Origin of the sequence: Acinetobacter pecorum (assembly GCF_014837015.1) — a bacterium.
Taxonomy (GTDB): Bacteria; Pseudomonadota; Gammaproteobacteria; order Pseudomonadales; family Moraxellaceae; genus Acinetobacter; species Acinetobacter pecorum.
The window spans coordinates 1-11,951 of record NZ_JACSPT010000033.1 but is presented as its reverse complement, the minus strand read 5'-3'; the positions used below and the strand labels follow the sequence as shown (position 1 = coordinate 11,951).

Annotated in this window: 11 protein-coding genes; 9 read left to right on the top strand and 2 right to left on the bottom strand. The window is 38.9% G+C overall.

What is annotated here, in order from left to right; translation table 11 throughout:
- Nucleotides 1-638: 638 nt before the first annotated feature.
- Both H9629_RS15010 and H9629_RS15005 read right to left on the bottom strand, forming a co-directional pair.
- A complete protein-coding gene (locus H9629_RS15010; RefSeq protein WP_177155621.1) occupies nt 639-926 on the bottom strand; it encodes a DUF1330 domain-containing protein in 288 nt (95 codons plus the stop codon).
- A gap of 59 nt (nt 927-985) precedes the next feature.
- Nucleotides 986-1,648, bottom strand: a complete 663-nt coding sequence (locus H9629_RS15005) for a GntR family transcriptional regulator (protein WP_177155620.1) — start codon at nt 1,646-1,648, stop codon at nt 986-988.
- A gap of 151 nt (nt 1,649-1,799) precedes the next feature.
- Between H9629_RS15005 and H9629_RS15000 the strand changes: the two genes are divergently transcribed.
- From H9629_RS15000 to H9629_RS14960, 9 genes are all read left to right on the top strand, one after another.
- Entirely contained in the window at nt 1,800-2,402 is a 603-nt protein-coding gene (locus H9629_RS15000) for an amino acid synthesis family protein (RefSeq protein ID WP_177155619.1), read from the top strand.
- Complete coding sequence (locus tag H9629_RS14995; RefSeq protein WP_177155618.1) at nt 2,371-3,162, top strand: alpha/beta fold hydrolase; 792 nt, start codon at nt 2,371-2,373, stop codon at nt 3,160-3,162. The genes H9629_RS15000 and H9629_RS14995 overlap by 32 nt, the downstream gene beginning before the upstream one ends.
- A 29-nt stretch (nt 3,163-3,191) precedes the next feature.
- Nucleotides 3,192-4,124, top strand: a complete 933-nt coding sequence (tgnA, locus tag H9629_RS14990; protein WP_177155617.1) for a flavin-dependent trigonelline monooxygenase reductase component — start codon at nt 3,192-3,194, stop codon at nt 4,122-4,124.
- 2 nt (nt 4,125-4,126) lie between these two features.
- Nucleotides 4,127-5,164: a flavin-dependent trigonelline monooxygenase oxygenase component gene (gene tgnB, locus H9629_RS14985; protein ID WP_177155616.1), complete on the top strand. Its 1,038-nt coding sequence runs from the start codon at nt 4,127-4,129 to the stop codon at nt 5,162-5,164.
- Between the two features lie 10 nt (nt 5,165-5,174).
- Nucleotides 5,175-6,644 carry a (Z)-2-((N-methylformamido)methylene)-5-hydroxybutyrolactone dehydrogenase gene (gene tgnC / locus H9629_RS14980; RefSeq protein ID WP_177155615.1) on the top strand — a complete coding sequence of 490 codons (1,470 nt, stop codon included), beginning with the start codon at nt 5,175-5,177 and terminating at the stop codon, nt 6,642-6,644.
- A gap of 322 nt (nt 6,645-6,966) precedes the next feature.
- Complete coding sequence (locus H9629_RS14975; protein WP_191731418.1) at nt 6,967-8,367, top strand: purine-cytosine permease family protein; 1,401 nt, start codon at nt 6,967-6,969, stop codon at nt 8,365-8,367.
- Between the two features lie 28 nt (nt 8,368-8,395).
- Nucleotides 8,396-9,565: a hypothetical protein gene (locus tag H9629_RS14970; protein ID WP_191731417.1), complete on the top strand. Its 1,170-nt coding sequence runs from the start codon at nt 8,396-8,398 to the stop codon at nt 9,563-9,565.
- A 144-nt stretch (nt 9,566-9,709) separates the two neighbouring features.
- On the top strand, nt 9,710-11,164 hold the full coding sequence (locus H9629_RS14965) for an NAD-dependent succinate-semialdehyde dehydrogenase (RefSeq protein ID WP_191731416.1): 1,455 nt from the start codon (nt 9,710-9,712) through the stop codon (nt 11,162-11,164).
- On the top strand, nt 11,164-11,550 hold the full coding sequence (locus H9629_RS14960; protein ID WP_177155611.1) for a carboxymuconolactone decarboxylase family protein: 387 nt from the start codon (nt 11,164-11,166) through the stop codon (nt 11,548-11,550). The genes H9629_RS14965 and H9629_RS14960 overlap by 1 nt, the downstream gene beginning before the upstream one ends.
- Nucleotides 11,551-11,951 lie beyond the last annotated feature (401 nt).

The window sequence follows — 11,951 nt, the reverse complement described above, 5'->3', positions numbered from 1 at the left end:
GTTTTAGGTGCAGGCTTCTTCATCTGGAAATTATATTGCTAAAGAAGCCCTCAAGAATAGCTTTGTGCAACAAAGCCCTATCTTTCTAAAACTTGTGTAGATACTCTGGCTAAATTGAGATGTATTAGCTATGTCTGTAAATGTAAGCTGAATTCTCATAATTAACTAGTCATTGCAATAGCAGAGTGTAAGATAAATATGAAGTTATGATATGGTGTATCGGATTTAACTTATGTTCACCTAAAGTCTACTTCATAGATTTATTTATGAATAATTTCTAATATTTTCAAAATATTATTAAAGTCATTTTAGATTTTTTATTGTATTAAGTTCATTAACCTACTATAAAAAGCAAAGAATATTAGAGTTAAGTTAGATTTCAATAAGAAAGGAAAAAATTATGTTTTTACAAATTTCAATTTGATCTGTAATGACTTATTGTAAAAAAATAAGATTTACCATGATTAGATCTGATTTATAGTTATATGATAGTTATCATTAAATTATTCCTGCAATGCAACCTAGATATCTATATCCATATTCAAAAAAGTGAAATCATATTACACAAGAAGATAACGTTTAATGATAGTGCATCAGACGTTATCCTTTCTTTTGTATCTTAACTATATTTTGTTTTCTTAATTTAAACTTTCTACAATAGTAATCATTACATCAGCACAATTTTCACGAGCTGCTCTTGCTCTAGCGTATTCCTCAGAATAATAACAAGCCTGAGCGGTGGCTAAATCTGAAAATTCAATAATGATATGACGCTCATATTCAGCCCCTTCTAGACAAGTAGCTTTGCCACCTCGTGCCAGAAATTTAGCTCCATATTTTTCAAAGGCTAAAGGTGCTATCGACATGTATCGTTTATATTTTTCCATATCATGAATAGTGACATGTGCAATCCAATATGCAGACATATAAAAGTTCCCTATGTTTGATAAATGTAAGACTGATTTTTCTAAAGTATTAATTGATATCACTTGTCTAAGATATTTTTGGCAACCAGAGCCGCTTCATTAATATGTTCCGCTACAGCCTGTTTTGCCATTTCCGAATCTTTATAAAGATATATAGCTTCACACATATTTTTGATACGTTGATATCCTGAAATTTCACGTTGAGTAGATTTCATGGTCATGGCTCGAAGCCGGCTAATACGGCCATTTAAACGTTGTACTACTTCCCAGGCAATATAATGTTTAGCTATGGTGAAAATAGTTTCATAGAGCTCTGAAGAGGTCGCAATAATTAAATTGATATCATCATTAGTAAATGCTTTTTCAAGTTCAACCAGTAAACTCTTAATTTGTTCAGCTTTATCATCAGTTAGGTTCTGAGTGCAATCAACGACCGCACTTTGCTCTAATAGAAGACGAATTTCATAGATCTGAGAAGCAATATCCCAATTTAGTAGTGAAACAATCGGACCTTTATTTGGCAAAATTTCAACAAGGCCTTCGGCTTCAAGATAGCGGATTACCTCTCTTACTACAGACCGACTTACACCAAGTTCTTCACATAAAGTTCGTTCAACTAATCTTTTTCCAGAGGGGAAATAGCCAGTAATAATGGCATTACGGACTTTATTCAAACATAGTTCACGTAATGTGACTGGTGGATTTTCAATCTTAAGACTCATAGACACATCATATTCCTAAATTTGATTTTACAAATTTTGTTACACGTTTTTTACATAAAAAGAGCATAACAAACTCTTGTCTTTTTTTCATTATGTATTATGGTATACCATAATACGTACTACTAAGTGAAATCTCAAGCAAGGAAGAAAAATGAACCTTATACGTAAAACGGTGCTCCATGTAGAAACTACTTATATTGATGGAGACAAAGAGGCAACAATCCCATTGAAAATGGTTGCTGCTGCTGCAGTGATTAAAAATCCTTGGGCAGGGCAAGGTTATGTTGAAAATTTAACTCCAGAAATTCGTCGAATTGCTCCGATTTTAAGTGAGCATTTAACGAAGCTTATTATTGATGAAATTGGTTCAGGCGAAGCAGTAGAAGCCTTTGGTAAAAGTGCAGTTGTGGGCTTAGATGGGGAATTGGAGCATGCATCTGCCCTGATTCATACTTTGCACTTTGGCAACACATACCGCAATGCAGTAGGTGCGAAATCCTACCTTGCATTTAACAATACCCGAGGCCCCGCCAATGCATCCATTCTTGTTCCAATGATGGACAAAAATGATGAAGGCAGACGTTCTCACTATTTAACTTTACAGTTTGCAATTCCAGATGCACCTGCTGCCGATGAGATTGTGATTGTGATTGCGGGTTCTACAGGGGGTCGACCACATCATCGTATTGGTGACCGTTATCAAGATTTGGAAGAGTTAGGACATGATGTCAAAAACCCAGCAGCTGTCAAATAACAGGATTGCTCATTATTTTGAGCAGGGCACAGGAGAACCCTTGGTTCTCATCCATGGAGTAGGAATGCAGGCAGCGGCATGGTATCCACAAATCGAGTTCTTTTCGAAACATTATCGAGTGATCTCTGTGGACATGCCAGGGCATGGGCAAAGTACCAAACTGGCAGATGAGGCGAAATTACAAGATTTTGTCGATTGGACCATTGAGTTTATTGCTGCACTGAATATTGGTGCAGTAAATTTAGCAGGACATTCAATGGGTTCGCTAATTACGACTGGTGTTAGCGTAACCCGACCTGATTTAGTCAAACGTATGGCTGTATTGAATGGTGTTTATAAACGTACGCCACAGGCTCGGAATGCAGTGATAAAGCGTGCTGAAGAGTTAAAGACAGGTCATATTGATGTAGAAACACCGTTACAGCGTTGGTTTGGCGATAGCGAAATTGAGCGCATTGCCTCAGATCATGTTAAATCGTGGCTAGAAAACGTAGATTTGTCAGGTTATACCACAGCGTATTCAGCTTTTGCTTGTGGTGATGAAGTTTACGCTGATGAATGGTCTAAGATCGCATGTCCTGCTTTGGTTTTAACGGGTACTCATGACCCTAACTCAACCGCAGAAATGGCAAGGGAAATGGCAAGTCTGGCGAAAAATGGCGTAGCTATAGTCATTGAAAATGAACGTCATATGGTGAACTTGACGGCACCAGATAAAGTGAATAATGCAATGCAGAAATGGCTTGAAACGAACGTTTAAGCTCCACACATTGATGAAGGAATATAACAATGAGTGAAATGGATAAAGTAAATAAAATACGTGAACTACGTGATGCTTTTGGGTCATTTATGACAGGCGTTACGGTAGTAACTACCTGTAAAGATGATGGAACACCATTAGGCTTTACAGCCAACTCTTTTGCTTCGGTGTCTTTGGATCCAGCTTTGTTGCTTGTCAGCATTGCCAAGACATCAAGCAATTATAATAATTTTGCAAATGCCTCACACTTTGCCATTAATATTTTGGCAGAAGAGCAAAAGGATGTTTCAAATACATTCGCTCGTCCTAGTGATGATCGCTTTGCAAGCTTGGCTTGGTCTGTTAGTGAAAATCAAAACCCAATTATTGATCATGTCAGTGCATGGTTTGATTGTACGACTTACCAAATGGTAGATGCTGGTGATCATGCAATTCTAATTGGTAAAGTTGAAAATTTTGCTTCGGCAGGTTTTGCAGGTCTTGGTTATTATCGTGGTGCTTACTTCACGCCAGCAAAATCTTCTACTGATGTCATCTCGAGCATGAAAGTCATGATGATGGCTTTGATTGGACATGAAAATCAGATTCTGCTCGATAAAAATGCAGATGGTCGCTGGACGTTACCACATCTCATGGTGGATAAAGATGGGGCAGAAAAAGCCTTGGAAAAAATCTTTGCTGCCTATCAGCCAGCAGCATCACCGAGTTTCATTTACTCAGTTTACGATGATGTGACCACGCAACAACAATATATTGCGTTCCTATGTAATACCCCCGTATTAGATGCGCATAAAGGTCAATTTGTTGATCTCAATGATCTAGATCAACTGACTTTTGTAGATAGTGCTTTACAAAGTATGTTAATGCGCTATCGCAAAGAAAATCATCTGAAAACTTATGGTGTTTATTACGGTAATCAAACCAGTGGTACGGTTCGTCAAATTGTTAAAGAGGAAGTTTAACTATGCGTTTTTCATTATTTGTGCACATGGAACGCGTTTCTGATCAACAAACACAGAAGCAGCTCTACGATGAAATGATCGAACTTTGCCAGATTGCGGATAAAGGCGGTATGCATGCAATTTGGACAGGTGAACATCATGCAATGAATTTTACCATTGCGCCAAATCCATTTATTAATCTGGCTGATATTGCAAACAAAACTAAAAATGTCCGTTTAGGTACTGGAACTGTAGTTGCACCATTCTGGCACCCGATCAAATTGGCAGGTGAAGCTGCCATGACGGATATTATCAGTAATGGACGCTTAGATATCGGAATTGCACGTGGTGCATATTCATTTGAATATGAACGTATGGTACCAGGTATGGATGCCTGGGGTGCCGGTCAACGTTTACGTGAAATGATTCCTGCAGTTAAAAACCTCTGGAAAGGTGATTATGAGCATAATGGGGAGTTTTGGCAGTTCCCTAAAACCACCTCAGCGCCTCAGCCTTTACAACAACCACATCCCCCAATTTGGGTGGCAGCTCGTGATCCGAATAGCCATGAATTTGCAGTCGAAAATGGTTGTAATGTACAAGTCACGCCATTGCATTTCGGTGATGACGAAGTTGAAAAATTGATGGGGCATTTTAACGCAGCGTGTGAGAAATTTGCCGATGTTCCTCGTCCTGAGATCATGTTGCTGCGCCATACTTATGTTGCAGATAGTGAAGCAGATGCTCAGCTTGCCGCAGATGAAATCAATGCATTTTATAACTATTTTGGCGCATGGTTTAAAAATGAGCGTGAGATTAGTCAAGGTTTAATTGCACCAATTAGCAAGGAAGAAATGGCACAACATCCATTCTATACTCCTGAAGCAATGCGTAAAAATAATGTGATTGGTCAAGCCCAAGAAGTGATTGATCGCTTAAAAGCCTATGAAGCCATGGGATATAACGAATATTCATTCTGGATTGACACCGGAATGAGCTTTGAACGCAAAAAAGCATCGCTAGAACGTATGATCAATCAGGTTATGCCCGCATTTGCATAGGAGAGAAGACATGACTTCTCCATTCCAGTTGTATATCAATGGTCAGTTTGAGGATGGTGCTGCACAGTTTGACAGTATTAATCCAGCAACTGGTCAGGTCTGGGCAAAAATGCCAGAAGCACGTACAAATGAAGTCAATCGTGCAGTTGCTGCTGCATCTAAGGCCTTGCAAAATGAGGCTTGGGCAGGATTAACTGCCTCACAGCGAGGAAAATTGCTGTATAAACTCGCTGACTTGATCGAGAAAGCTGCGCCACAATTAGCACAGTATGAAACTAATGATACAGGTAAGATTATTCGTGAGACTTCAAGTCAGATTGCGTATGTCGCAGAGTATTATCGATACTATGCAGGTATTGCTGACAAGCTTGAAGGCAGCTATCTACCAATTGATAAACCAGATATGCAGGCGTGGACGATCCGTGAGCCAGTAGGTGTAATTGCAGCAATTGTCCCTTGGAATAGTCAATTATTTTTATCAGCAGTTAAAGTTGGTCCAGCATTAGCGGCAGGTTGCAGTATTGTCCTTAAAGCTTCAGAGGAAGGACCCGCACCGTTACTTGCTTTTGCGCGTTTGGTCCATGAAGCAGGGTTTCCAGCAGGTGTGGTCAATGTGATTACCGGTTTTGGACCTGAATGCGGTGCTGTACTCAGTAGCCATCCGGATGTAGCGCATGTTGCATTTACAGGCGGTCCAGAAACAGCAAAACATATTGTGCGTAATTCGGCTGAAAACCTGGCGAAAGTTTCGCTTGAGTTGGGTGGTAAATCTCCTTTTATTGTGTTTGCCGATGCTGATTTACAAAGTGCGGTAAATGCACAAGTTGCGGCAATCTTTGCGGCAACAGGACAAAGTTGTGTTGCTGGCTCACGCTTGTTGGTTGAATCAACTATTAAAGATGAGTTTGTGCAGCGTTTGGTTGAGCGCGTACAAACTATCAAAATTGGTTTACCTGATGATCATGCAACTGAATTTGGTCCATTGTGTACACTGCGTCAACGTCAAAAAATTGAACAAGTGGTGGCAAGTTCACTTCAACAAGGTGCACAACTACTGATTGGCGGAAAATCTTTAGAGCGAGAAGGGTATTACTATCCGCCTACAATTTTAGATTGCAGCGATGTACCGCAAGCTGATTGTGTTATGACGGAACTGTTTGGGCCAGTGCTATCGGTGGTGAGTTTTACCACAGAATTGGATGCTATCCAGAAGGCCAACAACACCCCTTACGGTCTTGCTGCTGGAGTCTTTACCAACAATTTAAGCCGTGCGCATCGCATGACCAAAGCAATTCGATCAGGCATTGTTTGGTTAAATACCTATCGTGCGGTTTCACCACTCGCACCTTTTGGAGGACATGGTTTATCGGGCCATGGCCGAGAGGGAGGTGCCGATGCGGTGTTGGACTACACTACGACCAAAACAGTTTGGTTACGGACTTCAGATGAACCGATAGCTGATCCTTTTGTGATGCGTTAAAGCATCACAAAAGGGGCTGAATAGGGATGGATTTTCAGGAAGAAAATATGAATAAGTCGAATTCTAAATAGTATTAGTCTTTAGCAAAGCATCACTCCTAAAAGGAGCATATGTTGATACTGAATCAGTATCAATTGGGCAGACTTCATTTTTTTCTCTGAAGAATTGACCAGAGCAGCAATAGTCGTGGTTTTGAAATGACAGAGCTCTGTTCGATTTTTTGTAAATAATACCGACAAGGCAGGTTTTTTTAAACCTAAAGTCACTCTCACTAATATATTGAAATTGAAGGAAATGAATTCCTCAAAGAGAGATTAAGGATATGAGCCAAAATGAAAAAAATGCTTTCGCTATAGAAAGTCATTCTATTGATTATGTTGATCCTTCTGAACGAAATGGAAAAGTTCGGGATCTATTTACTTTATGGTTTTGTACCAATATTGCACCGTTAGCTGTAATTACAGGTGCAATGTCCATGCTTACATTTAACTTAAGTTTGGTTAGTGCATTAGTGGCCATTTGTTGTGGACACTTTTTTGGTGCAAGTATTCTAGCATTGACGTCTGCCCAGGGGCCTCAGGTCGGTATTCCACAAATGATTCAAAGCCGTGCACAGTTTGGACGTTATGGCGCATTGCTGGTTGTATTATTTACGACGCTGATTTATCTGGGTTTCTTTATTTCCAATATTATTTTGTCAGGCAAAACTTTACACACAGTTGTTCCTGCAATTCCCATCCCAGCTGCAACTGTGATTGGTGCAATTGTAGCAACTATTATTGGTGTGATTGGCTATCATTTTATTCATAAATTTAACAAGATCGGCACCTGGTTTATGGGCGGCTCATTGTTAATTGGCTTAATGATTATGATTCCACATATCAATGCAGAAGTACTGGCCAAAGGTGCTTTTAATCTGAAGGGATGGTTTGCCATGTTTGGTCTATGTGCTGTGTGGCAAATTAGTTTTTCACCTTATACCTCAGACTACTCAAGATATTTACCTAAAAGTATCGGAATTTATAAACCATTTATTTATACATATTTGGGCGCATCGTTGGGCACAATCTTTGCGATGGGCTTCGGTACAGTTGCGGTAGCGATTGGTTCAACAACAGATGCAATGGAAGCAGTTAAATCAGGTACAGGACTGTTTGGTTATGCACTGATGATCTTATTTCTTTGTAATATCATTGGTCACAATGCCATGAATTTGTATGGTGCAGTTTTATCTTGTATTACTTCTATTCAGACCTTTGCAGGTCGATGGATGCCAAGCAAAAATATCCGTATCATTTTATCAGTCATTGTTTTAATTCTGGCTACGTTTACTGCATTGTGGGCATCTAGTAACTTTATTAGCTTCTTCCTTAATGTGATTTTTGCCTTACTGTTTATCTTGGTGCCGTGGGTTTCAATTAACTTATTAGATTTTTATGTCATCAATAAAAAATCTTACGACATCCAATCTATTTTTGCCCAAGATGGCGGAATTTACGGAAAATTTAATGCCAAAGCATTAACTGCCTACTTTATCGGAATTGCGGTTCAAATTCCTTTTTTAACCAATGCTTTCTTCACAGGGCCATTTGCTAATGTAATTCAAGATGTTGATATTTCTTGGGTAATTGGTTTGGTTGTCAGTTTTGTTGTGTATTACGTATTTAATCTAGGAAAGATTAAATCATCACACCCTCAGATGAATGTGAAAGCGCATCAGTAAAAATTAAATTTGGAATGGAATCTATATCATGAAAAAACATTATTTACAGTGGGCAGTCGCATCTGTAATGCTCACAACATGGATACCAAGTTATGCGGGGATCAGTTTTGGGGATCCTAATGCGGACACCGGAAAACTGACATTTTCAGGTTATGTACGAGGCAATTATCAAGACAAAGATTATGGCGAAGCGGCTTCTGACGAAAAAATCCGTTTTGATGCTGCTCAGCTTAAATTGGATTACGAACGTGGCAAATTATTTGGACATGCTGAATATCGTTGTTATCAATATGACACCTTATGCGATTTTTCGACTTTGGTGGATGGCTATGTCGGCTACCAGGTGAATGAGACAGATCAATGGTTGGTGGGTATGCAACCCCTTGCATTTGGCCCGGGACGTTTCTGGAACACCAGTTTATATGGCAGTATCAATACTACAGCGGGCTTAGAAGATGTACATAATTTAGGTCTAAACTATCACTTTGAATTGCCAAGTTCGACTAAGTTTGACGTGGGTTACTTTGCTCTGGATGGAGGGCATTATGTCGGTACAACAAAAGACTCAGGACGTTATAGTGCCAATTATGTCAGTTCAAATGATGCTCCCCACAGTGAGCTGCAAGAAAAAAACATGTGGGTAGGTCGTATTACTCAAGATTTACTTTTAGGGGTTGAAGGACTGAATACACAAGTTGGTGCTTCATATTGGACTTCTAATATTGAGAATAAAACTACCTCTGAAACTGGGCATCGTAATGCGTGGTCATTATTCAGCAAAATCAATTATGGCAATTTGGGGCTTACCTTAACGGGTGGTAAAAATGATGTGAGCAATAAAGATGTTTTTAACGCGCAAGCTTCATTAATGGGCTCTTACGACACTGAATACTATGTGAGTAATAAAGCAACGTATTACACGGCGGATATTGGTTACGCTTTTAAAGAAGTGAAGCATATTGGCAACATAACGCCTTATTTTATGTATAGCCAATATGATAAAAATCAGGCAGGTTCAAAAGATTCTATTCGAAACATTTTGGGTGTATCAATTGAGCATAAAAAACTGGCCTTAACCGCAGAATATATTATGGGCAAGAATGATCCATTTATTGGTGGTAATCAGAATTCATTAGCGATGGGTGATGATAATGAGTGGAATAAATTATTAAATTTAACCTTATTCTATTATTTCTAAATCCCGTTATAACATTCGAGCAACCGAAAAAATTTTCGAGATTTTTTTGGTATGCCATAATACAAAGTTAATAGATAGTAGGTGTAAGCTGATCAAATTAAATTAGTTTGATAACTCTTAACCTACTTTACAAGGATAATCGGTATGCAACTCAATGAAATGGCTTTATTTCACCAACAGGCATTCGTAGCTGGGAAGTGGTGTGATGCAGATAATAAGGATACCTCTGATATTTATAATCCTGCTACACAAGATATTATTGGCACTGTACCCAATATGGGCAAAGCGGAAGCTGAACGTGCTATTCGGGCAGCAGTTGCAGGATGGGCAACATGGAAAAATAAGACGGGTAAAGAGCGATCTATAGTTTTAAAGAAATGGTTTGATTTAATGGTCGCTCATGCAGATGAACTGGCTTTTATTTTAACCAATGAACAAGGTAAGCCATTAGCTGAAGCTCGAGGTGAAATTCTATATGCAGCCAGTTTTATAGAATGGTTTGCCGAAGAAGCTAAACGTGTCTATGGGGATATTATCCCAAGTCCTTATCCTGATGCTCGTATCGTAGTGAATAAACAGCCTATCGGTGTTGTTGCAGCTATTACACCTTGGAATTTTCCTGCTGCTATGATTACTCGAAAAGTTGCACCGGCACTGGCTGCAGGCTGTCCTTGTATTGTTAAACCAGCACCAGAGACACCATTCACTGCTTTAGCTTTAGTCGATTTAGCCTTACAAGCAGGTGTGCCTGCTGAAATCTTTAGTGTGATTACAGGTGATGCTATCACGATAGGTGATGCCATTTTTGAAAGTGATGATGTACGTAAATTTACGTTTACAGGCTCGACACCTGTCGGTAAATTGCTTTATCAGCGTTCAGCCCAGACGCTTAAAAAAGTATCTTTAGAGCTTGGTGGTAATGCACCTTTTATTATATTTGATGATGCTGATTTAGATGCAGCGATTGAAGGTGCTTTAATTGCCAAATACCGCAATGCAGGACAAACCTGTGTTTGTGTAAATCGCTTTTTAGTACAAGCGGGCATCTATGAAAAATTTATCGCTGCATTAAATGAAAAAGTTCAGAAATTTGCTATTGGTAATGGTTTAGAACCAGGCAATGAAATCGGCCCATTAATCAATGCTAACGCAGTTAAAAAGGTTGAAGCTCACGTTGCAGACGCTTTAGAGAAAAATGCACGCCTGGTTGCAGGCGGAAAACGACACAGCAGGGGTGAGTTATTTTACGAACCGACCATTATTGCCGATGTAACTGTAGAGATGGATGTTGCAACTCAAGAAACTTTTGGACCATTAGCTGCAATTTTTAAGTTCGAAACTGAGCAACAAGCAATTGAGATGGCCAATGCCACAGAATTTGGTTTAGCTGCTTACTGCTACACACAAGATTTAGGTCGTGCGTGGCGCATGAGTGAACAACTCGAGTACGGTATGGTTGGAATTAATAAAGGCTTGATTTCAAATGAGGTTGCACCGTTTGGTGGAATTAAACAGTCAGGTTTAGGGCGCGAAGGCTCAAAATATGGCATTGAAGATTATCTCGAAATCAAATACACCTTATTTGGAGGATTAGGCTAATGAGTAATGAAAAATTTGAAAAAGGTTTAGCGATTCGTAAACAGGTACTTGGCGAAGCTTATGTCAATAATTCGATCAACAATGCTGATGATTTTAATTTACCTTTACAGGAACTGGTCACGGAATATTGTTGGGGGGCGGTCTGGGGACGTGAAGAACTGAGCAAACCTGAACGTAGTCTAATTAATCTGGCTATGATATCAGCCTTAAACCGTCCGCATGAATTGAAGCTACATGTTAAAGGAGCTTTACGTAATGGCGTGCCTAAAGACAAAATTCGAGAAGTACTCTTGCAAGTAGCAATTTACTGTGGCGTGCCAGCTGCTGTAGATAGTTTCCGTATTGCAAAAGAAGCAATTTTAGAATATGAACAGGAAAATATTTAAAAACTTTACCAATCAAAATGTTAAAATTATAACCGCATTATTAAATGCGGTTATTCTATTTGCGATTGAAACCTATGAATACTTTCAGCATAAGAAATCTTGACAATTAAAGTGAGTAATCATTACCATATATCAATATTAATGAAAATATTGCCACTTGATATCAATTTAACTTATGTTCACCTATAATATAGTTCACAATTAAATTTATGTTTAATAAACAACAAATTTAATTACTTAGAGTACTAAAGTTATAACTTGTAAAATATTTGGTTCATGAACCTAGCTATGAATAGATATTTTCCTACTAAAAAGGTCTTAAGATGGACTGCTCCCAGTATCTTAGACATGAGATAGCCTCATTTTGAAGCTGTCTCGAATGCTTCTGGGCTCATACCATC

What these genes read in the sequence shown, in the direction of transcription:
- H9629_RS15010 (WP_177155621.1), bottom strand. Translation starts at nt 926, where the DNA reads ATGTCTGCATATTGGATTGCACATGTCACTATTCATGATATGGAAAAA.
- H9629_RS15005 (WP_177155620.1), bottom strand. Translation starts at nt 1,648, where the DNA reads ATGAGTCTTAAGATTGAAAATCCACCAGTCACATTACGTGAACTATGT.
- H9629_RS15000 (WP_177155619.1), top strand. Translation starts at nt 1,800, where the DNA reads ATGAACCTTATACGTAAAACGGTGCTCCATGTAGAAACTACTTATATT.
- H9629_RS14995 (WP_177155618.1), top strand. Translation starts at nt 2,371, where the DNA reads ATGATGTCAAAAACCCAGCAGCTGTCAAATAACAGGATTGCTCATTAT.
- tgnA (WP_177155617.1), top strand. Translation starts at nt 3,192, where the DNA reads ATGAGTGAAATGGATAAAGTAAATAAAATACGTGAACTACGTGATGCT.
- tgnB (WP_177155616.1), top strand. Translation starts at nt 4,127, where the DNA reads ATGCGTTTTTCATTATTTGTGCACATGGAACGCGTTTCTGATCAACAA.
- tgnC (WP_177155615.1), top strand. Translation starts at nt 5,175, where the DNA reads ATGACTTCTCCATTCCAGTTGTATATCAATGGTCAGTTTGAGGATGGT.
- H9629_RS14975 (WP_191731418.1), top strand. Translation starts at nt 6,967, where the DNA reads ATGAGCCAAAATGAAAAAAATGCTTTCGCTATAGAAAGTCATTCTATT.
- H9629_RS14970 (WP_191731417.1), top strand. Translation starts at nt 8,396, where the DNA reads ATGAAAAAACATTATTTACAGTGGGCAGTCGCATCTGTAATGCTCACA.
- H9629_RS14965 (WP_191731416.1), top strand. Translation starts at nt 9,710, where the DNA reads ATGCAACTCAATGAAATGGCTTTATTTCACCAACAGGCATTCGTAGCT.
- H9629_RS14960 (WP_177155611.1), top strand. Translation starts at nt 11,164, where the DNA reads ATGAGTAATGAAAAATTTGAAAAAGGTTTAGCGATTCGTAAACAGGTA.